This is a genomic window from Brevundimonas sp. C43 (genome assembly GCF_030732185.1).
GTDB classification, from domain to species: domain Bacteria; phylum Pseudomonadota; class Alphaproteobacteria; order Caulobacterales; family Caulobacteraceae; genus Brevundimonas; species Brevundimonas diminuta_C.
The window spans coordinates 1,676,791-1,699,620 of the sequence record NZ_CP132231.1 but is presented as its reverse complement, the minus strand read 5'-3'; the positions used below and the strand labels follow the sequence as shown (position 1 = coordinate 1,699,620).

The following is a 22,830-nucleotide window of genomic DNA, read 5'->3' as shown; positions in this document are numbered from 1 at the left end:
TCCGGCTCTCATCTGAGTCCGGAGCCTGCCTATGTCCATCCGTCTGCTGACCGCCAGCGCCGTCGCCCTGGGTCTTGTCGCGTTTATCCCGGCGGCCCATGCTCAGGATGCGGCGACGGTGCAGCAAGCGATCGTCGTGCGCGACGCCGCGATGCGTACGAACATCGCCATGGACTATGTCACCCAGCTGACGACGCGGTTCGGCGCGCGCCCGGCGGGTTCGCGCTCCGAGCAGCAGGCTGCCGCCTGGGCCGCCGACTATCTGCGCGCCAACGGCTTCCAGAACGTCCGCATCGAAGAGTTCCCGCTGGTCGGATGGGAGAGGGGCGAAAGCTCGGCCGCCATCGTCGGCGACAACGCCCAGGCCTTGGTCGCTGCGGCTCTGGGCCACTCTCCGGCCACGCCGAGGGGCGGCGTCGAGGCGGAGGTCGTGCGCTTCTCCACCTTCGAAGACCTGCAGGCGGCGCCCGAGGCCGCCGTCCGCGGCAAGATCGTCTATGTCGATCTGGGTCAGATGCACCCAATGCAGGACGGCTCGGGCTATGGCCCTCAGACCCGCGTGCGCGGCGCCGGCCCCGGCGTGGCTGCGGCCAAGGGCGCGGCGGCCTTTGTCATGCGCTCGGTGGGCTCTGACGAGGACCGGATGCCGCACACCGGCACGACCCGCTATGTCGACGGCAAGCCGACCATTCCCGCCTTCGCCCTGGCCGCGCCCGACGCCGATCAGGTCAGCCGCCTGGTCGCCCTGGGCCAGCCGGTACGCATGCGCCTGACCTCGACCGCCCGCACCTATCGCACCACCAGCCAGAATGTGATCGGCGATCTGCCGGGCGCCACGCGCCCCGACGAGATCATCGTCCTGGGCTCCCACATGGACAGCTGGGACCTGGGCACAGGCGCCATCGATGACGGGGCAGGGGGCGCCATCACCGTCGCCGCCGCCAAGGCCATCGCCGACAGCGGCCGCCGTCCGGCCCGCACCTTGCGCGTCATCTTCTACGGTTCGGAAGAAGTGGCTCAGCCGACCGCCCAGACCGGAAACGGCGGCGGCGTCTATGCGCGCGGCCAGGGCGCGGCGCTGGACAAGCACATCATCGCCGGCGAGAGCGATTTCGGCGCCGACCGCGTCTATGCCCTGCGCCTGCCCGCCGGCGCACAAGGGTCCGAGTTCCAGAAGGCCGCGACCCGCGTCCTCTATCCGATCGGCGTCCTGGCCTCGGATCGTGTCGAGACCGAAGGCGGCGTCGATGTCGGACCCATGGGCCCGCTGGGCGTACCCTTCTTCGGCCTCGCTCAGGACGGAACCCGCTATTTCGATCTGCACCACACCGCCAACGACACCCTGGACAAGATCGACCCGGCGCAACTGAATCAGAATGTCGCCGCATGGGCGGGCCTGCTGTGGCTGATCGCCGATTCCGACGTGGACTTCCGGGCGATGAGGCCCGCGACCACGCCGTCGATCCCGACACGCTGACGACTTGGAGACCCGGCCCGGTTCCGTCTATAGGAGCCGAACCGGGCCAGACCGGGCTGCGGGCGTGGCGAAACTGGTAGACGCAGCAGACTTAAAACCCACTACCGTAGATTTACGTATCTAAATCAATGGGTTAGGAGGAGTAGAGACTTACACATGCCTTACACAGTTGCCGTGAGCGGCAAGGAGGTCATGTGTCGGAGTCTCACTCCCTCATGGATGGAAAGCTCCATGTGTACCGTCGCGAGAACAGCCGCTTCTGGCAGTGCGCGACGTACCTGAGCGGTCGCAACTATCGTCAGTCGACGAAGGAAACGAACATCGCCTACGCGCGAGAGTTCGCCCGAGACTGGTATCTCGATCGCGTAGCCGAGGACCGGTTGCGGAGGCACGGCGTGTTGCCGACGGCTCCAAATTCGATGGTCGTAATTCCGGAGCGGATCGCCCCGCGCCGAAGCGGCGAGAAGACATTCCGCGAGGCTGCCGCGGCGTTCGAGAAGGAGTACGCGGCGATGACGCTGGGCGAGCGCAACGCTCAGTACGTCGCGAGCAAGGGTAGGGTGATCCGGCTCTACCTGAACCCGTTCTTCGGCGACCTGCCGATCTCCGAGGTCTCTGCAGGTCGGATTCAGGACTATCGGCTTCAGCGGGTTACACCTCCCGAGGAGCCACAGCGGGTGCGCTTCGTCTCAGACGGTCGGGAGCGGATCGGCAAGGCCAAGGCCTGGAAGCGTCCGAGCCGGCAGACGCTCCACAACGAGATGGTCTGCCTCCGACAGATCCTGAAGAGCGCCAACCGCAAGGGTTGGATTTCGGCCCTCCCCGATATGAGCAACCCCTATCGGGCGTCCGGGAAGATCAGCCATCGGGCCTGGTTCTCCCCCGAGGAATACAAGCGGCTCTACGAAGCGACGCGGGAGAGGGCAAAGAACCCGAAAAAGGAACGGTGGCGCGAGGAGTGCGAGCAGTTCCACGACTTCGTCCTGTTCATGGTCAACACCGGCCTTCGTCCCGACGAGGCGCAGCGTCTTGAGTTCAGGGACGTCTCCATCGTCGAGGACGGCGAACGTCGACTGACCTCGCCTTGGCGATAGCGGCCGAACGCGGCTATAGAGCCGGTTCGGCTCGCGGGCGTGGCGAAACTGGTAGACGCAACGGACTTAAGCTGAGGATTGAGTGCGCCGGGGGAAATCCCGGACGTAGAACCGCTCAAAGTCGGGGAACCCTGTCAAATGGCGATCCCGAGCCAAGCCCGTCTCTCGACGGGAAGGTGTAGAGACTAGACGGGCGGCGTCTAAGGCCTTCGGGCTATGACGAAGGGATAGTCCAGACCACGAACGCCCTCGGGCGGCGGCGAAAGTCGAAGTGGTATGAAAATCCGTCGGGCTTTGCCCATGCCGGTTCGACCCCGGCCGCCCGCACCAACCCGAATTCGATGAACGCTGCGTCTTGAACTGGCGGTGTCCGGTTCCGATGTCTCAGGCCCCCCTGAGAACGGAGAATAAGAAACCATGGGAGAAGCCCGCACGCCGCTGTTCGCCTACGTCGATGAATCCGGAAACACCGGAAGGAACATCTTCGACACGGCGCAGCCCGATTATTACACCGCCGCCCTGGTCAGCCGGGGCGACTTCGACCGGAACTACGGCGACAAGGTCCGGGCCATCGCCGGGAAGGTCGGCGCTACCGCCATCCACGCGAACGAGCTCGGTCTCGGGCGACTGGAAACGATCGCTGACGACCTGCTCCGGTTGCTGCATCGCGCCGGAGCGACCTTCTTCGTCTCGAGGGTCGAGAAGAAGTACCTGCTGGCGACCAAGATGTTCGACACCCTGTTCGATTCCGGGGAGAACGCCGCCGTCCCGTGGCACGCCTATAATCTGAAGCCGCTCAAGATCATCGGAGCGTTCAAGCTCGCCGGCGTCATCACCGATGATATCGCCCGGGATTTCTGGAAGTGCCTGCTGATGCCCAAGGAAGCGGACGCGCGCGCAGCGCTTCCGCCGATCTGCGAGGCGATCAAGGCCCGGCTCGACATCCTGCCCGATGCGCGTTCGCGCGAGTTGCTGGGGCAGGGGCTGGACTGGATCATCGCTCACCCGGAGTACGTCCAGTTCGCCACCGAGCAGAAGCTCGCCAAACAAGGCCACTTCCCCAATCTGGTGGCCTTCGCGAACCTTCTGGAAGGGCTCCAGTCCATGTCCAGCCGCCTGAACAAGAAGATCGCGTCGATCATCCACGATGAGCAGAACGAGTTCGGCCGTACGCTGAGCTCCTGGCACGGTCTGTTTTCCAACGCCTCGCCGGATGTCATCGAATGGGCTGGCGAGCGATACTCCCTGCAGCGGGCTCCGGGCAGTCTCTTCGTCATGAAGCCCGACGATCAGAGCGCCGGCATCCAGATGGCTGACGTCGCGCTCTGGCTTTACGGTCAGTGGCTGAAGGGGAAGGACCTGCCGGAGAACTGCGAGCGTCTGCTGCTCTTTATCCTCGCCAACGGCTGGCACAACGACTTCTCCTTCAAGGGGGTCGAACACTCGCTGCTCAATCAGTTCGGAGAGGTGATGTTCGGCGACATGCCTGAAGAGAAGCTGGAAGCGGGTCGAGCGCTTGTGAAGATGGGCCGGGCTCAGGGCGGCCTTCAAATCCCGAACCTCGTCCTCGTCCACACTGGAGATCCAGCTGAAGAATTTGGCGAGGAAGCCGACCATCACATCGGAGACTTGGACGCCGGGATCGTCATGCGACCTCTCGACGAAGCGATAGTTGCAGAAGGGGCCGTCGCCGTCGGTCAACGTCATCCGGGCGAGCTCGCCGGAGACGACGTCCTCGGCGTCGAAGACGTGGTGCGCATTCTTCAGAATGCAGATGCGCTCCAGGAAGAAATCCCGGAAGCCGTCGATCAGAACCCGCACTTCCCCGCCCTCGATGAAGTGCAGGGGATGGTGGCGGCCCATCTGCAGCAGGCCCCGCAGCATCTGGTAGTCGAAATGATCCAGCAGACCGGCGTGATCTTCCGCGAAGGCGATCAACTCGGTCATGAAGGCGTGCCGGTTTTCCGGCTTCAGGTCGGGATAGTCGAACCGGGCCATCAGGGCCGCGGTCCGGGCCCGGTCGTCGCGAAGCACGGTGCAGAGGTCCGACTTCAGGGTTTCCCCGAAGCCGTCCGGCAATTCCCCGGCCGCCAGCACCGAGTCGACGACATCGACGACGGACCAGTAGAAGGGGTCGAGCGCGAGGTAGTGGACGAGGAGGTCTTCCTCCAGCGCCCAGTCGAGAAACGTTTCCAGCTTCCTCGACCCGAGGACCTTCGGAAACTCGCCCCGGCCGAAGAGCGCGAAATGCAGCTCCTCGGCGTTGGGCTGGATGAAGGCCCGCGCCCTCAGCGGCGCGACATCGATCGGGGTCGAATCCCGACGACCGAGACCGCCGAGCACCCAGCAGTTCAGGTCCGGGACGTTGAAGGCGTCGGCCTGGAGATGCAGTCGCCGGATGTTGTTCGTTTCATCATAGTAAAGCCAGTAGGCCCGGTCGGCGTGGATCAGGCCGTGCGCCTCGATGGCCGTCCGCCTCAGCATGTTCACGTCGATGACCGGGCTCGTCGTCCCGGAGGGCTCGCTCACGCCTCGTCCTTCCCGGGCCGGGGCAGGGCGAGACGTTCGGCCGGGTGGACCTCGGGGAAGCGATCGACCGTCCCGCGCCAGTCGTCCATCGCCGGAGACAGCCAGCGGGTCATCTCCAGCATGGCCTGATGCAGCTTGGGGAGGTTCCAGTAGAGAATGGGTTCGTGGTGGGCGATACGGTTCCGCAGGAGCCGCACCTGCGTCAGGCGCGCCGTGAAGTCCTTCCGGGCCAGGAAGCGGCCCTCCCGCGTGGCGATCCTGTGCAGGGTGCGCTTCCACAGATCGTCCTGCTCCCGCCCGAACATCGAGGTCCAGAAGCTGAAGGTCAGGGCGGCGACCACGCGGCCGTCCTCGATCGGCTTGCCCGCCTCGGTCAGCTCGGCGATCGCCGTGCGCACCTGCTCGGCCTGACGGTCGGTGACGTGACCGGCCTTGGGCTGGAACCAGCCCGGGCCATGGGCCTCGGACATCACCGTATGGATTCGATTGCGCAGCGCGACCTCCAGCGCCTGGAGGGGCACATAGAGGGCTTCGGAGACCTGGGTGTTCAGCGTATAGAGGGCCACGGCGCGCTCGCGGTCGCCTTCCGCCCACGCGACATAGCGGGCGAAGCGTTCGAGAGAGAGCGCGGCTTCCACCGCATCGGCGTCGGCCGCCGGCCTTGCATCAGGGTGGGTCATGGATTATCTCTACCTGCGTACACCCCGGGATCGCCTCTGCTGCAAAGCATGCCCCCGGGGTAAATCAATTCTGGGCCCGGACTTTACGGCTGGCGCAATCCCACCGGAGTGGAGACGCGAAGCCGCGCGGCCTCCCGCTCCTTGCGGGCCTGGGTGAACTCGGGTTCGAGCTTGCGGACCCGTTCGATCAGACCATCGAGATGGTAGACGTTGGAGGCCCAGTCGCCGGCCGCCGTCTTGCGCATCTCGCGACGCACTAGGCCGGCCTGTTCAAGTTGCCGCATATTGGTCTGGATGGTCTTCGGCTTCACACCGATGCGGCGGCCGAGTTCCGCCCGCGACGGGAAGGGGGCGCGGTTCGGATCCCGGTAATAGTCCAGCAGCTGAACCAGGATGTTGAACTGCATCGCGGTCAGACCCAGTCGCGACTGCGCCTGAATCAGGATCGACGGGATGCCGGCATAGCCGTTGGCGATGACGGCCTTGCCCCAGATCCGGTCCTGCGACGCGGCGGTCTTGGCGGGGGGCGGGGCGGGGGCGGGGGAGAGCGGCGGGAACGGCACGACACTCGGCGAGGCGGGGGTGGACATGGCGGAAACTCCTTCCCCACGAACCTATGGGTGCGACGGGCAGCGAACAAGGTTCCGGGGTTGCGGAGGTGTGGCGCCGTCATGACCTACCTGACTGGGTATGCTTACGATCGTTACGCCAGATGCGCTGCTTAACGTCCCGCTGATTCAGCGGCAGGCTGACGACCCAGGTGGGGTTCGCGCGAGCCCCACCGGTAGGGCAGGAATAATACCTACCCCTCCGAGCGGGCGAGCCGCGAGGTCTTCCACTTCGCGCCTGGTTGGGGCGCCCTTCAGGGCGGCGGGCGAGCGGCCGGAACCGGCCGCCGAGGGGAGGGCGGGAAGCCCCGTAAGCCTACGGGGCGAAGGGGGTGAGGGTCTAGGGCAGGATAGGCTTTGCGCCGGCAATGTCTGACAGACCACCCCCCCCATGGATCGCCTCACCCTTCGCGTCCCGCCCGATCTGATCCGCCGCTTCGACGCTGCCGCGGCCTCGAGCGGCGGACGTGCGCGCCTCCTGCGACGGCTGATGGAGGCGGCGGCCCAGGCGCCGTTTCCGGACGCCCCGGCGACGCCGCCCGCGCGCCTGGCGGCCAAACTCGGTCTGCGGCTGACCCTCGCGGACATGGTCGCCCTGGAGCGCGAGGCGGCCCTGAGAGGGCAGTCCCGAACACAATGGACCGTGGCCCTGATCCGTGCGCGGCTGTATGGCCGACCCCAGCTCAGCCGTGGCGAGGCGATCGCCTTTCTGGAGGTGCAGCGCGAACTCCGCCGGATCGGCGTCAACATCAACCAGATCGCCCGGGCTCTGAACACGGCCGTGATGGAGGGCGGGGTGCTGGACCTTGAGGTCGCTAAGCTGGACGCCTACGCCCGCGAAATCCGCGCCCACCTGGTCGGGGTGCGGGACGCCTTCGCGGGTAATCTGTCGTACTGGGCCCCCGACCCATGAACGACTTTCGCGTCCCGTTCGGGTTCGAGGAGGCGCTGCGTCCTCCCGTCCGCATGCGGCGGGCGAGGCTGGCGCACGCGGTGCTGCGTGTCACCCAGGGGAAGGGCAGCGAGCCGGCGAACGCCAGGCTTCAGCGCGTCGCGCGCCGGGTCCCGGAGGTGATGGTCAAGATCACCGGACGAACGCGGGACGGCGGCCATCTGCAACGCCACCTCGACTACATCACCCGGAACGGAAAACTGGTCCTGGAGGGCCCCGATGGAGAGGGTTTGTCGGGACGGGCGGAGCTCCGCGCGCTGGCCGAGGACTGGCGCGCAGAACTGGATGTGCTGGCGTCCCGAAAGGATGCCCCGGTGTCCCTGTCGATCGTTCTGAGCATGCCGGCGGGGGTCGATCCCGGCCGGGTTCACGATGCCTCGCGGGCATTCGCGGACGCCCTGTTCGGCGATCGTCACCCCTATGTCTTCGCCCTGCATACGGACGATAAACATCCCCACGTCCATCTCACCGTCCGGGCGCTCGGACGCGACGGGGAAAGGCTCAACCCACGCAAGGCGGACCTCCAGCTCTGGCGCGAGACCTTCGCAGCGGCCCTGCGTGATCGGGGCGTCGAGGCCGAAGCCACGCCGCGACGCGCGCGTGGCGTGGTGCGCAAGAGCGAGCGCACCCCCGTTCGAAAGCTGCGGGAGCGGTTCGAGCGTGGGGACGGCCCGATGGAGGCGATGGCGTCCGGATAGGCCTGTTGCGAGGACAGGGCCCGGCCATGGTCACGGAACATCGGGTCCGCGGCCTTGTGGTCGCGATAGTAGCGCTCCGGTCGACCCTGGCGATCGCGCTCGATCAGATAGCGATCCAGCAGCTGGGTCGGGACATCGCCCTTGTCGAGCGAGCGGCCGTCCGCTCGCGTCGCCGGCTGTGGCGACACGCGGTTGACCGGATCGGGCTTTGGCCGGGCGGCGCTCACGGCAAACGCTGTCATCACCGGTCTGGGACTGGTCGGCTTCGCCGCGAATCTAATCGCCGCCCTGCTGCTCGTGCGTTTCCGTGACGGTGACGCCAACGTGCGCTCCGTCTGGCTTTGCACACGGAACGATCTGATCCACAGCCTGGGCGTCGCCGCGGCCGGCGGGCTGGTCTGGCTGACTGGATCCCGGTGGCCGGACTTGCTGGCGGGCCTTCTGCTGGGCGGCGTCTTTCTCCAGTCCGCCATTTCGATCTTGGTGCAGGCTAGGGCGGAGAGCCGCGCAGCCCACGCCGCTGTTCGGACTTTGTAACGCATTGCCTAACTTCGAGAACGAAAGTATGCAGCGCGCGATGACCTGGTCGATGACGACATGGGCGAAGCTGATCGTGGCGATGACTCTTGTCTTCGCCGCCTTCTTCTTTGCGCCCGCCGTCGACGCCGCGACCTGTCTGCCGGAACCGCCTGCGGCTCACGCGGTCGTCGATCATGATCAAAGCGAGGGCGACCACAGCGGCAAGAGCGGCGGTCACGGGATCTGCTCGCACGGCCACTGCCACCACACCTCAACGGCGCGCGGTCCTGCCGTGGACGCCTTTGCTCCGTCGTTCGGCGAGCCTCCTCTGCAAAGCGGCCGACAGGATGACTTCCGGGCGTCCATCACGCCTGACGGCCTGAAGCGTCCTCCCAGAGTCTGACCGAAGACCTGGGCCTTAGCGCGCCTCTTCGTCCTCAGAAACTCTGGAAATGAATCATGTCTCCCACATCTCGCAGGCGGCCGCGTTACGCGGTCGGCTGCGCCCTCGCTGCGATCGCGGCGACCCTGGCCAGTCCCGTATGGGCTGACCCAGCTCCGACCTATGCCCAACTCCTCGCTCAACTCGGGAATGCGCCTGCGACCCTTGAGGCGGGCGCCAACTACGACGCAGCGGAAGCCCGTGTCCGTCAGGCACGGGTGCGTCCCAACCCTGTCCTCGGCTTCGATGTCGAGAACGCCTATGGCTCAGGCCCCTATTCGGGTCTGAACAACGCGGACATGACCCTGGCGATCAGTCAGGATCTCGAGCTGTGGGGACGTCGTTCGACGCGCATCGCCGCCGCTCGCGCCGAGGCCGGCGCAGTGGGCCTTCAACGAGACCTTGCGGTCATCGACGCCGCAGGCCGCCTGGCCCTGATCTATGCCGAAGCGGAGGCCGCGCAGAGGCGAGCCACGCTCGCGGAAGAAACCCTCACGCTGACCGTCGCGGATGCCCGCGCGGCCCTGACCCTCGTAGAGGAAGGTCGCGAACCTCTCCTCCGCGGCATTCAGGGGGAGGCCGAGGCTGCCTCGGCGCGCGCGACGCGGGATGAAGCTGTCGCGGAACGCGACGCGGCCTATGCCCGTCTCACGGCTGTCGCCATGATCCCGGTTCCGGTCACGCAGATCGAAGACAGCCTTCTCGACGAGGCGCCGACGACGATCGGATCCGTGATCGAGGATGCGCCGACGGTCCGCGTCGCCGAAGCCCAACGGTCCGCCGCCGAACGACGCATCGATGTTCAACGGGTTCAGGCCCGCCCCGACATCAACGCCAGTATCGGCATCCGCCGCTTCGAGGCGGAAGATGCGACGGCGCTGACTTTCGGCGTCAGCATGCCGCTGCCGTTGTTCGACCGGAACCGGGGAAACATCGAAGCGGCGCAAGCCGAGTTTCGCGCTGCCGACGCCCGGCTGATGAGTGCGCGGCAGGAAGCCCAGGCGGACCGCGCTGCCGCGGTCGCTCGCCTTTCGGCCTCGGTCAGTCGCGTCAACGCTGCTGACGGCGGCGTCACCGCCGCAGAGGAAGCCTATCGCCTGTCCCGCATCGGCTTTGAGTCCGGCCGCATTTCCCAGGTCGAACTGCGGGTGACCCGCACCGCCCTCGTCAACGCCCGGTCTGCAGCGGTCGACGCGCGTCTCGCGCGCGTCCGAGCCGAGATCGATCTCGCGCGCCTTGATGGCCGCGCCCCCTTCGAAGGAGCCCAGTGATGCGCAAGCGCACATCGAACAAGACCCTGCTGATCGGCGGCGTCGCCGCCCTGGTCATTCTCGGAGGCGGCGGCCTCTGGTTGGCCACCCGGTCCTCCGAACCCGCCGCGCCGGCTGCCGCCGAAGGCGAAGCCGGCCATGCCGAGGAAGAGGGGGGACACGCCGAGGGGGAGGCCGCCGGGGCAGAGACCGAAGGTCGGATTGAACTCACCACAGCAGAGATCCAGGCAGCGGGCATCACGGTCGTCGGCGTCGGCGGCGGAGGAGGAGGGGAGACCCGGCTCGCCGGCCGCGTAGAGCCGATGGTCGATTCTCGCGCTGCCGTGGGCGCTGCCGTCGGAGGTCGCGTCGAGCGCGTTCTCGTCGCGCCGGGTCAGTCGGTCCGCGCCGGTCAGCCGCTTGTGAGCCTTGTCAGCGGCGAGGCGGCGACCTTCCGCGCGGACGCCGACGCGGCCGGGGCATCCGCTGAAGCGGCGCGCCAGGCCTATGAGCGAAATCGCAGTCTGGCGGATCAGGGCATCGTCGCGCGGCAGGAGGTCGAAGCGTCACGCGCCCAGTTCCTGAGCGCCGAGGCGGCGACCCGCGCCGCTCGCGCCCGCTCGGCGGCCGCTGGCTCTCCGAACGCTTCGGGCAGGCTCAGCGTGACCAGTCCGATCTCGGGCGTGGTCAGCAGCGTCCAGGTCGGTCCGGGCGGGTTCGTCGCCCAGGGCGGCGTGGTGGCGGAAGTCAGCAATCCTGCTCGTGTCGAGATGGTCTTCAACGCACCGCCTGCCCTTGCGGCCAATGTGCGTGCCGGTGCGCCAATGCGCGTGACCGGGCCGAACGGCGAGTTCGACGCCGTCGTCACCGGCGTCGCCGCCGACGCCGGTCTCAGCGAAAGCGGCGCGACCGTGATCCGGGCCCGACCCTCTGGCGCGTCTCTGCCGCCAGCCGGTTCGGCCGTCACTGGCGCCATCGTGACCGGCGAGGCGACTGGCGGGATGACCGTGCCCACCGAGGCGGTCCAGACCGTCGATGGAAACACCGTGGTCTTCGTGCAGGTCGAGGGCGGCTTCCAAGCCGTGCAAGTGCTCGCAGGCCGCCAGGCCGCGGGCCGCACCGAGATCCTGCGCGGGCTCACCGGATCTGAACGCGTGGCGTCCGCCAACGCCTTCCTGCTCAAGGCCGAAATGGCCAAGGGCGAAGCCGAGCACGGGCACTAGGGGGCGTCATGTTCAAAGCACTTATCGAAGCCTCGGTCCGCTTCCGATGGTTCGTGGTCCTGGCGACGGCGATCGTCGCCGCCTTCGGCCTCTACAACCTGACGCAGCTACCCATCGACGCCGTGCCGGACATCACCAACCGGCAGGTTCAGATCAACACCATCGCGCCAGCGCTCGCGCCCGAGCAGATGGAACGTCAGGTCACCTATCCGCTCGAAACCGCGATGGCGGGTATTCCTGGCATCCAGACCACGCGGTCGCTGAGCCGAAACGGCTTCAGCCAGGTCACGGTCATCTTCTCCGACAACACGGACATCTACTTCGCCCGCCAGCAGGTGGCCGAACGGATGGCCCAGGCGCGCGAACGGTTGCCCGAAGGCGTGGAGCCGGCGCTTGCGCCCATCACCACGGGACTGGGCGAGGTGCTGATGTGGACGGTCGACTTCAAGCCGTTCAACAGCGCCAACCTCGCCAAACCGGGTGAGCCCGGCTGGCAGGCGGGCGGCGCCTATCTGACGCCCGAAGGCGAACTCCTGACCACGCCCCAGGCCCGCGCAACCTATCTCCGCACGGTTCAGGACTGGATCATCGCCCCGCGCATGCGGACCGCGAAGGGACTGGCCGGCGTTGATGTGAACGGCGGCTATGTGAAGGAGTATGCGGTCCGACCCGACGCCGCGCGTCTGGCGGGTTACGGTCTGAGCCTGAACGATCTCGTCGTCGCGCTGGAACGGGCTAACACCCAGGCTGGCGCTGGCTATGTCCAGCGGTCCGGCGAAGCCTTGACCGTGCGGACCGACGCCTTGGCGCAGACCATCCCGGATCTCGCCCAGGCCCCCGTCGTCAACCGCAACGGACTGGTCGTCCGGGTCGCCGACGTCGCCACCGTCGAGATTGGCCAGGCGCCGCGTCTCGGCGGCGCCAGCCGCGACGGCCACGAGGCCGTGGTTGGTACGGCGCTGATGCTGGCCGGCGGCAACAGCCGGACGGTGGCCCAAGCCGCAGCCGAACGTCTCGAGGAGGTTTCCGCGAGCCTGCCGCCGAGCGTTGTCGCCGAACCGGTCCTGAACCGCAGCTCGCTGGTCAACAAGACCATCTCAACCGTCGCCAAGAACCTGATCGAAGGCGCTCTGCTGGTGATCGTGGTGCTGTTCCTGCTGCTCGGCAACATCCGTGCGGCCTCGATCACCGCCCTGATGATCCCGATCAGCTTCCTGTTCGCGGTCATCGGCATGAACCGCTTTGGCATCAGCGGAAACCTGATGAGCCTCGGCGCGCTGGACTTCGGCCTTCTGGTCGACGGCGCGGTCGTGGTGGTCGAGAATACCCTGCTGATGCTCAGCCAGCGGCGGGCCGAAGCCGGTCGAATGCTGACACGCCGGGAGCGGCTCGAGGTTGCTGGAGCCGCGGCGCGTCAGATGGTCAAACCGGCTGCTTTTGGCCAGCTGATCATCCTCCTGGTCTTCACGCCGCTGCTGATGCTTGAGGGCGTGGAGGGCAAGACCTTCATCCCCATGGGCGCAACGGTGATGCTGGCCCTCGTCGGCGCCTTCATCTTCTCCTTCACCTTCGTGCCGGCGATGACGGCCCTGCTGGTCCGGGATCCGAAGAAGGTCGAGGTCGATGAGCACGGCCACGCCCACGAGCACGAGACCTTCATCCTCCGATACGCGCGGCGCTGGATCGAACCGGCGATCCGCGCCGCCGTCGACCGGCCCAAAGTCGTCCTGGCGTCCGCGCTCGGCGCCCTCGTCATTGGCGGCATCGCCTTCAGTTCTTTGGGGCGGGAGTTCATTCCGACCCTGGATGAAGGCGATATCGCCATGCAGGCGTTGCGCGTGCCGTCCGCCTCGCTGGAACAATCGCTGGCGATGCAGATGGCCCTCGAACGCGTCATCAAGGCCCAGCCCGAGGTGAAGACTGTCTTCGCCCGGACCGGGACGGCGGAGGCGGCGGTGGACCCGATGCCGCCGAACATTTCGGACGCGGTCATCGTCCTGAAAGACCGCAAGGAGTGGCCCGATCCGAACCTTCCGAAAGAGGAGCTGATCGAACGGTTCGAAGAGCTCGCCGCCGGACAACTCGGCAACAGCTTCGAGTTCAGCCAGCCCATCGAGCTGCGCTTCAACGAGCTGATCTCGGGGGTTCGGACCGACCTCGCCGTGATGGTCTATGGCGACGACTTCACCCAGCTGCAGGCCACTGCGGACCGGGTCGCCGCCGCCCTGCGCGCAACGCCCGGATCTGCCGACGTTCGCGTCGAACAGGCGTCCGGGCTGCCCACCCTGACCGTCAGCGTGGATCGTTTCGCGGCCGCCAACTACGGCTTGTCGGCCGCCGATGTCTCCGAGGCGGTTTCGGCCGCGGTCGGCGGCGCCGAGGCCGGGCAAATCTTCGAAGGCGATCGTCGCTTCAGCGTCGTCGTCCGTCTCGCGGATGATGCACGGAATGATCCGGCGGCCCTTGCGGCTCTGCCGGTAACGACCGCCACAGGCGTGACCGTGCCGCTCTCCTCCGTCGCCCGGATTCAGGTCGCGGAAGGACAGAACCAGATCAGCCGCAATGACGGCAGCCGGCGGATGGTGGTGCAGGCCAACGTTCGCGGGCGCGACCTGGGCGGCTTCGTCACCGAGGCCCAGGCCAAGGTGGAGGCCGACGTCGATCTTCCGACCGGCTACTCCCTGACCTGGGGTGGCCAGTTCGAGAACCTGAAGCGGGCCGAACAGCGTCTGGGGCTGGTCATTCCGATCGTCTTCATCCTGATCGGGGTCTTGCTTTTCATGGCTCTGGGATCCTTCGCCGAGGCGGGCCTGGTGTTCGCGTGCGTTCCGTTGGCTCTGGTCGGCGGCGCCCTGGCGCTTGTCCTCAGGGGGATGCCGTTCTCGGTTTCCGCAGCGGTCGGCTTCATCGCCGTGTCCGGCGTCGCGACCTTGAACGGTCTCGTGCTGATGCAGGCCATTCGGGAGCGTCTCACGGGCGGAGCGGCGCCGCGTCTTGCCGCCATCGAAGGCGCGACAAGCCGGCTTCGCGCCGTCCTGACGACGGCTCTCGTCGCCATCGTCGGCTTCATCCCGATGGCGTTCGCCCACGGCGCGGGGGCCGAGGTGCAGAAGCCGCTGGCCACCGTCGTCATCGGCGGCCTCCTGACGGCCACGGCCTTGACCCTCCTTGTCCTTCCGACCTTCGCGGCCAAGGCCGTGAAACACCGGAAGGCGGAAGGAATCGAGGAATGAGCGGGGCTCACGAAACAGAGCAGGTCCAGCGCCGCACCCTCTTGGCGGTGCTGTTCCTGAACGCTCTGCTGTTCGTGGGCCTGGGAGTCGGCGGCCTCGCCGCCGACTCCAGCGCTCTGCTCGCGAACGCCGTCGATAACGGATCCGATGCGGCCGTCTATCTGATCAGCTTCCTGGCGGTCGGACGCGCGCTGATCTGGAAGACGCGGGCGGCTCAGGTGTCCGGCGTCATGCTTCTGATCTTCTCGGTTCTCGTCCTGCTCGACGCCCTGCGCCGGACACTGACGGGAACCGAGCCGGTCGGACCAACCATGATGGTGCTCGCCGTCGTGGCGGCGGTCATCAATCTGATCTGTCTTTTGTTGATCCGTCGGCAACAGAGCAGCGACGTCAACATGAAGGCGGCCGAGACCTTCAGTCTCAACGATTTCGCGTCGAACGGCGGCATCCTCGTCGCCGGCGGCCTGGTGATGTGGTTGGACCAATCTTGGCCCGATCTGCTGGTGGGGGTGCTGGTCGCCGCCATAGCCGCCAAGGGCGGCTTCGACATCCTTCGCGATGCGCGAGATGCGCGGCGCGACGCGAAGGAGCCCGTGGAATGAGCCCGCCCCTGATCGACATCGCGTCCGTCCAGCGCTGGCGCAAACTCTTCATCGCGGCTGGATTGTTCGCACTGCTGGCCTGGACCGCTCTTGTGAAGGCCCAGCCACAGCTGGAGCATCCCGTCGAACACCTAGGGCTGATCGCCATCATGGTCTGCGTTCTGGGCCGCGCCTGGTGCTCGCTCTACATCGGCGGCCGCAAGAAGCAGGAGATCGTCACCTGCGGACCGTATTCGCTGTGTCGAAACCCGCTCTATGTCTTCAGCTTCATCGGCGCATTCGGGATCGGCGCACAGACGGGCAGCCTCACCGTCGGCGTCACCTTCGCCGTCGCCTGCTGGATCGTGTTCCGCATCGTGGCGAGTCGGGAGGAAGGCTTCCTGACGTCGGCCTTCGGCGACACCTACCGCAGCTACGTCGTGCGCACCCCCCGCTTCGTTCCGAACCTGCGCCTGTGGCGTGATGAGGCGGAACTGTCCGTCCGGCCGGCCTTCTTCCTTCGGACTGTCCGCGACGGCCTTGTCTTCCTTCTGGCGTTGCCCGTGTTCGAGGGACTGGAGCACCTCCAGAACCTCGGCTGGCTCGACGCTCTCATCGCCTTGCCGTGAGGTCGAGATGGACCGCAAGCGACTGGTCATCCTCCTGAGCGCGGCTCTGGCGATCGCCGCCTTCGTCGCTGGAGCCGCCGCCCAGCGCGCCGGGATGTTCGTGCCCGACCGCTCGACCCTTACCCGTGACGTCTCTTGAGGAGCCCGATCATGCCCAAGACCCTCCGCCTCAACTTCCCTGTCCTCCTGCCTCATGCGCCCGATCTTCAGGACGGCTGCGTTGGACGGTTGATCGCGCTGTTGCGGGCCGAACCCGGCGTCTCTGAGGCGCATGTCGCCGAAGGCGAGGGAGGCCCAGAGCTTTGCATCCACTACGATCCCGACCAGCTGTCGCTGGCTCAGGTCCGTCGCCGTGCGCGTCAGGCCGGAGCCGAGGTCAGTGAGCGTTTCGGGCATCTCGTCGGGCGAGTGGAGGGTGTCCGCCACGCCCGCCACGCCCGCACGCTCGCGGCCGCGCTCGGCGAAGAAGCCGGCGTGATCGAGGCGGTGCTGGATCCGGCTGGCGCTCTGCGCCTGGAGTTCGACCGGCAGATCACGAACCGTGAGACGCTTGTCGAGCGCCTTGCGAGCCACGGCCTCGCGCTAGTGCGGGCGACGGAGGGCGCCGCTTCAACCGCTACGAAGACCCCTGAAGCGCAGCCGAAAGCGCCATCCGATCACGAGGCCAGTCATACGCCCGATGACGGTCACGGCCATGGCCACGTCGATGGCGATGGCCATGACCACGGACATTCCGAAGGCGACGGGCACGACCATGGTCATGGCGGCTTCCTCGGACCCAACACGGAGCTCATTTTCGCGGTCGGCAGCGGTGTCGCGCTCACGATTGGTTGGCTGATCGAGAAATTCATTCCGGGCGTGCCGGGATGGCTGCCCTTCGGCCTTTTCCTGATCGCCTATGCCTTGGGCGGCTGGTTCACGGTCGGCGAGGCTGTCGGGAATCTGCGGCGCAAGCGTTTCGAGATCGACACCCTGATGCTGGTGGCCGCAGCCGGCGCCGCGGCGCTCGGAGCCTGGGCGGAAGGGGCGCTGCTACTGTTCCTGTTCAGCCTCGGGCACGCCCTCGAGCACTTCGCGATGGGTCGCGCCAAGAAGGCGATCGAGGCTCTGGCCGCCTTGGCCCCGCGCACCGCTCATGTGCGGCGAGGAGAGGCCGTCGTCGAACTTCCGGTCGAAGAGCTGGAAGTCGGCGACTTGGTCGTCGTTCGGCCCAACGAGCGACTCCCGGCCGACGGCTTCGTCGTGAAGGGAACATCCAGCGTGAACCAGGCTCCCGTGACAGGGGAGAGCATTCCTGTCGACAAGCAGCCTGTCCCGAACCCCGAGGAGGCCCGCGCCAAGCCGGCAAATATCTCGGCGGCGTCGGTGGTCTTCGCCGGCACCATTAACGGCGGCGGCGCCATTGAGATCGAAACGACGCGTCGATCCAACGACACCACCTTGGCCAAGGTCGTCCGGATGGTCAGCGAGGCCGAGACCCAGAAGTCGCCGACCCAGCGCTTCACCGATCGCTTTGAGCGCGTCTTCGTGCCCCTCGTGCTCGGTCTGGCCTTCGTCCTCCTGTTCGCCTGGGTGGTCGTCGACGAGCCGTTCCGCGACAGCTTCTACCGGGCGATGGCCGTACTGGTGGCCGCCAGTCCCTGCGCTCTCGCGATCGCCACGCCGAGCGCGGTGTTGTCCGGGGTCGCCCGGGCGGCGCGCGCCGGTGTTCTCGTCAAGGGTGGCGCCCCGCTCGAAAACCTGGGGGCTCTCGACGCCATCGCCTTTGACAAGACCGGGACGCTGACCGAGGGGCGACCGCGGATCACGGACGTCGTTCCGTTCGGCCAGACGACACAGACAGAGCTTCTCGAGATCGCAGTCGCGGTCGAACGGCTGAGCGATCATCCCTTGGCGGAGGCCATCGTTCGCGATGGGAACCAGCGTCTGATCGCGGCATCGGTACGTGAGGCCACGGAGTTGCGCAGCCTGACCGGCAAGGGCGTCACTGCACGCGTCGACGATCAGGACGTCTGGATCGGCAAACCGGAGATGTTCGGTTCGGAGGCCATCGCTCCGCTCGCACCGGACACCGAGATCGCCGTCGCGGCCCTTCGAAACCAGGGACGGACGCTCATGGTGGTTCGCCGCGGGACAAAGGATCTCGGGGTCATCGGCCTTCTCGACACGCCTCGGGCCAAGGCGCGCGAGACCCTTACCGCGCTCCGCGCGCTCGGCATTCGCCGCATGATCATGATCTCGGGCGACCACCAGAAGGCGGCCCAGGCGGTGGCCGGTCAGGTCGGGCTGACCGAGGCGTGGGGCGACCTGATGCCGGAGGACAAGGTCGACGCCATCAAGAAACTGCGGGCGGAGACCAAGGTCGCCATGGTCGGCGATGGCGTCAACGATGCTCCGGCGATGGCCACCGCGACGGTCGGCGTCGCAATGGGTGCGGCGGGATCGGACGTCGCCCTGGAGACCGCCGACGTAGCCTTGATGGCGGATGATCTGTCGAAGTTGCCCTTCACCGTGGGTCTTAGCCGTCAAACCCGCCGCATCATCCGCCAGAACCTGTTCGTCAGCCTCGGGGTCGTGGCGTTCCTCGTCCCGGCGACGATCCTTGGTCTCGGCATCGGACCTGCCGTCGCCCTCCACGAGGGTTCCACCCTGCTGGTCGTCTTCAACGCGCTTCGCCTTCTGGCATGGCGCGGTCCGCGCGGCGTCGAATGACCCGCCTTCAGGAAAGCAAAGGATAGTCCAATGAAACGTCTCGGCTGGGTTGGCGTCATCGCCGCCTTTCTCCTGATCTCGGTCTTCGGCTTCGGGATGCTCTCGCGGCAGGGGCGCCCGGCGCCGGAGCCGACGGCAGTCGATGCGCGCCCGATCGACCAGCATGCCGGGCACAGCGATGCCGCCTCGGATAACCCCGCCACTCGGTCCTACAAGGAGGCGAACGAGCGGATGCACGCCGCTATGAACATCGACTACAGCGGCGACGCCGATGTCGACTTCATGCGCGGGATGATCGCCCACCACGAGGGGGCGGTCGCCATGGCGAGGATTGCGCTCGACCAAGGTTCGGACCCCGAGGTCAAGGGCCTCGCGGAGGAGATCATTCGCACCCAGGAAGCTGAAATCGTCCGCATGCGGGTGTGGCTGGCCAACCGCGCGGCTCGCCCGGCGGACGCGCAGGGCTGAAGCCATGGGGGGCAAGCGATCCCCGATCCGGAGCAAGGCTCCTCGATGGCGTCCAGGGCGCTACAAGGGGCGCGGCCGGTCCAAGCTATACGGGAGGCCAGAGCCGTTCCGGCCGGTGCAGGACACACTGATCGCGGTTGGCGCGAGCCTCGTCGCCGGCGCGATCGTCTTCTGTCTCGCCGTACCGCTGGCGGCGACCTACCGCATCCCTGTGTTCGTGTCCTTCGGCGTTCTCATGTCGCTCCTAGCGATCATGACCTATCGTCTCGGGCGGAAGGGGCAGGCTGGTCGGGTCATGACCGCCGCCATGGCGGCTGTATGCCTCTTGGGGTTCGGCCTTCTTGTTCTGACGCGAGATCAGTTGCAGTTCGCTCCGCGTCATCACGATCACCCCACAGCGGCCGGGCAGGCACGGCCTTGATGATTGCATCGGAGCACGCACGACCGCAGCCCGTCAGGATTTCGCGGGGTGGTTGGCTCGATATCCTGCGCTTTGTCGCCGGCGCGCTGATCATTCTCTACCACTTCCGCGAAGCGGCCCCGACGCCTCTGGGTCAGTTCCACCCGGTGTTCGACCGGGGCTATCTCCTGACAAATTTCTTCATCATCGACTCCGGGTACGTCCTTTCCCGGATCTACGGCGACGGCTTCGCGGCCCACGCAATCCCGCTACACGCCTATGTCCGCCAGCGCTTTCTTCGCGTCGCGCCATCTCATCTGATGGTCGTCGGCGCGCTGGCGCTGTTAATCGCCCTCGCCGGGCTTTTCGGGATCGCTCCGAGCAATCCGCAGTGGTTCGATTGGGGTCAGCTGCCGGCGCAGGTCTTCCTGGTTCAGGCCTACGGCGTTCCAGGCGGGCTGGGGTGGAACGCGCCGACCTGGACGCTTTCCGCCCTTCTCGGCTGCTACCTTCTACTACCCTGGATATGCCGCCTGCTCTGGCGGCTCGATCCTTGGACCGTGGTGATCGGCGCCGGCATGTTGATGATTGCCACGGACTGGGCGTGCCGGACATGGCTCGGCGAGCCCCTCTACCGCCTGCCTCTGAGGTTCGGATTCATTCGAGCGCTTCCGCTGTTCCTCCTTGGGGTTGCCGCCGCCCTTTTCGGATCACGGATCTATTCGACGCCGAGATGGGCCGGCAGCATCGGTCTGTTCGCTTTGGTCGGCCTCGTGGCGGCGCAAATCATCGGCCACTTCGGACTGGTCTCGGTGATCCTGCTTACCGTTTTGATCTGGGCGGCCGGAGCCCTGCCAACCGTGCGGCCGTCGAGGCTGATCGAACACCTCGGACTTATGTCGTTCGCCATGTTCCTCACCAATGAGGTGAGCAGGATCGTCTGGTTTGGAGCATTCGACGCCTTCGGTCAGTCCGGCTGGTCGGATGCCGCCCGGTGGGGCGTGTGGACGGCGGGGCTCATCGCGGCTTTCCTTGGCGCTGCGGCTTTCCGTTACGGCTTCGACCGCCCGGTTCAAACAATGCTCAATCCGCCTCGCCCTCGAACACCGCTGCCCGGGACAAGCGCCGATCGACTGATCGCCTGACGGCCCAGTCTCCATCACGGAGCGCGGCCGGACGTGCGTCTGAAACACCTTGCGGCCGGGTGGCCAGCGGTCGGCCCCACCCTTGCGGGCTTACTAGCGCCGGTACGGCGCGCCAGATTTCCGGAAGCGAATGCCTGAATGGCCGTAGCCGAGTTTGTCGGCGAGGTACGTCAAGACACGCTCCGCCTCGAAGCTGTTCGTACAGGGGCCGATGACGATCTCCTTCACCGGCATCAGCGAAGGGTTGGAAATGCTCGTCATGTCCAACGTCTTGTAGGGGACGAGCTTGCCGCTGGAGGCCCGGAAAAGCATTTCCCCGCCTCTGGCAAGGATCCGCCACTCTCGCTCTTCGTGGAATGCCGGGTGTTTGCACTCGAACGCCAGTTCGTAGAAAAACTCACTCGTTCGCAACCTCAGCCAGCTGGATAGGCTCATCTGGGGGTAACCGAACCGGTCGAACTCCGTCTCAATCTCTCTAATCGCTTCGACGACCTGATCGACGTACCGGAGGACGATCTCTTCTTCGACAGATCCGCCGTACATCATGCGGCGAAGCTCAGATGGCTTTTCGCCGGTGAGCGCCACGAGATCCGTAGGATCGAATCCGATAGCGAAGCCCATGCCGTTATCCGCGTATGCACGCCATTGGCTCAGGACGTCGCCGTCTTCCGAAAAGCAGGCCACAAACGAGCTCATGCCGATGAGGTTTGCCCGGAACCCCGGCGCAAATTCCGCGAACTCGCTTATCGCCGCGCGGACGAGTTCCGAAGCGGGAGAGCCGCCCGGCGGAAGGTGGTGCTTCAGGCTGTCGAAGAGCGAAACCAACTCTTTCGAGTCGTTGAGGTAGTTCGTATCCGTCGCCCAGACCGATCGGTGATTGAAGATGCTCAACAGGGCATTGGCGTCGCAATAGTGGTAGATCAGGCCGCCGGGTTTCGACCGCAGGCGCATGGCCTCGGTCCCTTCTGCGGTAGCGCTGAAAACGTTCTGCACGACGTTGGGGGGCAGAGGCTCCAAGTTAGCAGGCTCGGTCATTTGCTCAGGGCTCGATCTCATTTAATCGCACGGCGGCGGCCGAGACATCATTCGTACGGAAGCTCACCGAAGAGGCCGATCATCAGATCGCCTTTCAGCTCGCGGAATGGAATCTCGACGTAGTGCAAGGGGTGTCTAGGCTTGGCACGACCGTCACCCGGCCCGTTTTTGGTATGGCCCCGAACGAGTTCGCCGCTTTCCTTGACGTAGGGCAAGACTACGAGACGACCATGGTTGGTCGATAGAATGGTGCCTTCCCGCCAGAGGGTGGCGCCGTCTTCGCCCTTGTCGCTCGTCGTCGACTTCACCATCCAGCCAAGCTGTCCGTCAGGTTCGTACCAAAAGACAATGCCGTTGCTGACGAGCACGCGCTCTCCTCGGGCCAGAGCCTCCGCAAGCATCCTTTGAACACTTGCGAGCTGCAGCAACTGGTTGGCACGCGGGAGGAGTTCAGCGCGGATTTGCGCCTTCACCCGACCCCAATGCTGATCCTGATGGAACTTGAACCCGTTCGCTATCCTGGCTCGCATCGCGGAAACGGCGGATTTTTCTCCGGCGTAGTAAGGCTTGCTCCAGAGGTCGTTAGCGTCACGATACAACACGACCGATCGTCCGGCAGTGTGCACGAACGCCATGCGGAGGTAGGGATAGGTGTCGAGCTCCAGCGCCAGCGCTTCTCGGTAGGGTTCCGCCTCAGTGTGCAGCTTGAGCTGATCCGGCGCCTGTCGGGGTGTTTCGCGGTGACGGCGCACCGCTTCGGCGAGCATTAGCGCCTCCTCCTCGTCGAGACGTTTGCGCGACTGAAGCGCCTTCTGCACCTTCAACCCTAGGGATACTCGGTCGACTTCAGGGAGGTTCCTAGCAGCGAGCGCTTCGACCAGGGTTGGATTGAGCGCCTCAGCGGCGGACATTGCTGACTCGAGGTTCGGGTGGTGGTCCATCCTGACGAAACCGCGCTCATCGGGTATTCGACGGTCTCGCCACCGGACGCCGCCCTCTTCAGTGGCGACGAGCTCCATCATTAGATATCGCTGGAACAAGGGACGATAGCTCGGCCATATCGCCAAGATGGGGTCGTGATCCCTCCTACTGTCTCCCCATTTGATCACGTGGACGCGCCCCCATTTCCTCGACCGCATCTCCCGGGAGGCGGTC

At 66.2% G+C, this 22,830-nt stretch carries 20 protein-coding genes; 17 read left to right on the top strand and 3 right to left on the bottom strand.

Annotation, left to right across the window (positions count from 1 at the left end):
- Positions 1-31 precede the first annotated feature (31 nt).
- The 3 genes from Q9R14_RS08640 (at position 32) to Q9R14_RS16390 (ending at position 5,229) form a co-directional block, all read left to right on the top strand.
- A complete protein-coding gene (locus Q9R14_RS08640) occupies positions 32-1,477 on the top strand; it encodes a M20/M25/M40 family metallo-hydrolase (RefSeq protein WP_306002067.1) in 1,446 nt (481 codons plus the stop codon).
- A 233-nt stretch (positions 1,478-1,710) separates the two neighbouring features.
- A complete protein-coding gene (locus Q9R14_RS08635) occupies positions 1,711-2,571 on the top strand; it encodes a hypothetical protein (RefSeq protein WP_306002066.1) in 861 nt (286 codons plus the stop codon).
- 417 nt (positions 2,572-2,988) lie between these two features.
- Positions 2,989-5,229: a DUF3800 domain-containing protein gene (locus Q9R14_RS16390; protein ID WP_371929711.1), complete on the top strand. Its 2,241-nt coding sequence runs from the start codon at positions 2,989-2,991 to the stop codon at positions 5,227-5,229.
- Between the two features lie 634 nt (positions 5,230-5,863).
- On the opposite strand, the gene Q9R14_RS08620 is transcribed toward Q9R14_RS16390, so the two are convergent.
- On the bottom strand, positions 5,864-6,370 hold the full coding sequence (locus Q9R14_RS08620; protein WP_295705379.1) for a helix-turn-helix domain-containing protein: 507 nt from the start codon (positions 6,368-6,370) through the stop codon (positions 5,864-5,866).
- Positions 6,371-6,779: 409 nt separating this feature from the next.
- Between Q9R14_RS08620 and Q9R14_RS08615 the strand changes: the two genes are divergently transcribed.
- The 14 genes from Q9R14_RS08615 (at position 6,780) to Q9R14_RS08550 (ending at position 20,640) form a co-directional block, all read left to right on the top strand.
- Entirely contained in the window at positions 6,780-7,301 is a 522-nt protein-coding gene (locus Q9R14_RS08615) for a MobC family plasmid mobilization relaxosome protein (protein ID WP_306002065.1), read from the top strand.
- Entirely contained in the window at positions 7,298-8,038 is a 741-nt protein-coding gene (locus Q9R14_RS08610) for a relaxase/mobilization nuclease domain-containing protein (protein WP_306002064.1), read from the top strand. The genes Q9R14_RS08615 and Q9R14_RS08610 overlap by 4 nt, the downstream gene beginning before the upstream one ends.
- Positions 8,039-8,179: 141 nt before the next feature.
- On the top strand, positions 8,180-8,575 hold the full coding sequence (locus Q9R14_RS08605; protein ID WP_306002063.1) for a cation transporter: 396 nt from the start codon (positions 8,180-8,182) through the stop codon (positions 8,573-8,575).
- A 28-nt stretch (positions 8,576-8,603) separates the two neighbouring features.
- Positions 8,604-8,960 carry a hypothetical protein gene (locus Q9R14_RS08600; protein ID WP_197019742.1) on the top strand — a complete coding sequence of 119 codons (357 nt, stop codon included), beginning with the start codon at positions 8,604-8,606 and terminating at the stop codon, positions 8,958-8,960.
- 56 nt (positions 8,961-9,016) lie between these two features.
- Positions 9,017-10,270, top strand: a complete 1,254-nt coding sequence (locus tag Q9R14_RS08595; RefSeq protein WP_035307836.1) for a TolC family protein — start codon at positions 9,017-9,019, stop codon at positions 10,268-10,270.
- Entirely contained in the window at positions 10,270-11,472 is a 1,203-nt protein-coding gene (locus tag Q9R14_RS08590; RefSeq protein WP_035307835.1) for an efflux RND transporter periplasmic adaptor subunit, read from the top strand. Before Q9R14_RS08595 ends, Q9R14_RS08590 begins: the two co-directional genes overlap by 1 nt.
- A gap of 8 nt (positions 11,473-11,480) precedes the next feature.
- Complete coding sequence (locus tag Q9R14_RS08585; RefSeq protein ID WP_035307833.1) at positions 11,481-14,705, top strand: efflux RND transporter permease subunit; 3,225 nt, start codon at positions 11,481-11,483, stop codon at positions 14,703-14,705.
- Positions 14,702-15,307 carry a cation transporter gene (locus Q9R14_RS08580; RefSeq protein ID WP_242915668.1) on the top strand — a complete coding sequence of 202 codons (606 nt, stop codon included), beginning with the start codon at positions 14,702-14,704 and terminating at the stop codon, positions 15,305-15,307. Before Q9R14_RS08585 ends, Q9R14_RS08580 begins: the two co-directional genes overlap by 4 nt.
- The gene (locus Q9R14_RS08575; protein ID WP_242915666.1) at positions 15,304-15,915 is read left to right on the top strand and encodes an isoprenylcysteine carboxylmethyltransferase family protein; all 612 of its coding nucleotides are present in this window, start codon (positions 15,304-15,306) and stop codon (positions 15,913-15,915) included. The genes Q9R14_RS08580 and Q9R14_RS08575 overlap by 4 nt, the downstream gene beginning before the upstream one ends.
- Positions 15,916-15,922: 7 nt before the next feature.
- Positions 15,923-16,054: a hypothetical protein gene (locus tag Q9R14_RS08570; protein ID WP_282452813.1), complete on the top strand. Its 132-nt coding sequence runs from the start codon at positions 15,923-15,925 to the stop codon at positions 16,052-16,054.
- Positions 16,055-16,065: 11 nt separating this feature from the next.
- Positions 16,066-18,627 carry a heavy metal translocating P-type ATPase gene (locus Q9R14_RS08565; protein ID WP_242915665.1) on the top strand — a complete coding sequence of 854 codons (2,562 nt, stop codon included), beginning with the start codon at positions 16,066-16,068 and terminating at the stop codon, positions 18,625-18,627.
- 30 nt (positions 18,628-18,657) lie between these two features.
- Positions 18,658-19,095, top strand: a complete 438-nt coding sequence (locus Q9R14_RS08560; protein ID WP_295707763.1) for a DUF305 domain-containing protein — start codon at positions 18,658-18,660, stop codon at positions 19,093-19,095.
- A gap of 115 nt (positions 19,096-19,210) precedes the next feature.
- Positions 19,211-19,516: a hypothetical protein gene (locus Q9R14_RS08555; RefSeq protein WP_292051812.1), complete on the top strand. Its 306-nt coding sequence runs from the start codon at positions 19,211-19,213 to the stop codon at positions 19,514-19,516.
- The gene (locus Q9R14_RS08550) at positions 19,516-20,640 is read left to right on the top strand and encodes an acyltransferase (RefSeq protein WP_303718805.1); all 1,125 of its coding nucleotides are present in this window, start codon (positions 19,516-19,518) and stop codon (positions 20,638-20,640) included. Before Q9R14_RS08555 ends, Q9R14_RS08550 begins: the two co-directional genes overlap by 1 nt.
- Positions 20,641-20,733: 93 nt before the next feature.
- On the opposite strand, the gene Q9R14_RS08545 is transcribed toward Q9R14_RS08550, so the two are convergent.
- Both Q9R14_RS08545 and Q9R14_RS08540 read right to left on the bottom strand, forming a co-directional pair.
- On the bottom strand, positions 20,734-21,675 hold the full coding sequence (locus tag Q9R14_RS08545; RefSeq protein ID WP_295707770.1) for a DUF2971 domain-containing protein: 942 nt from the start codon (positions 21,673-21,675) through the stop codon (positions 20,734-20,736).
- A 47-nt stretch (positions 21,676-21,722) separates the two neighbouring features.
- A complete protein-coding gene (locus Q9R14_RS08540; protein ID WP_295707773.1) occupies positions 21,723-22,586 on the bottom strand; it encodes a hypothetical protein in 864 nt (287 codons plus the stop codon).
- Positions 22,587-22,830: the final 244 nt, after the last annotated feature.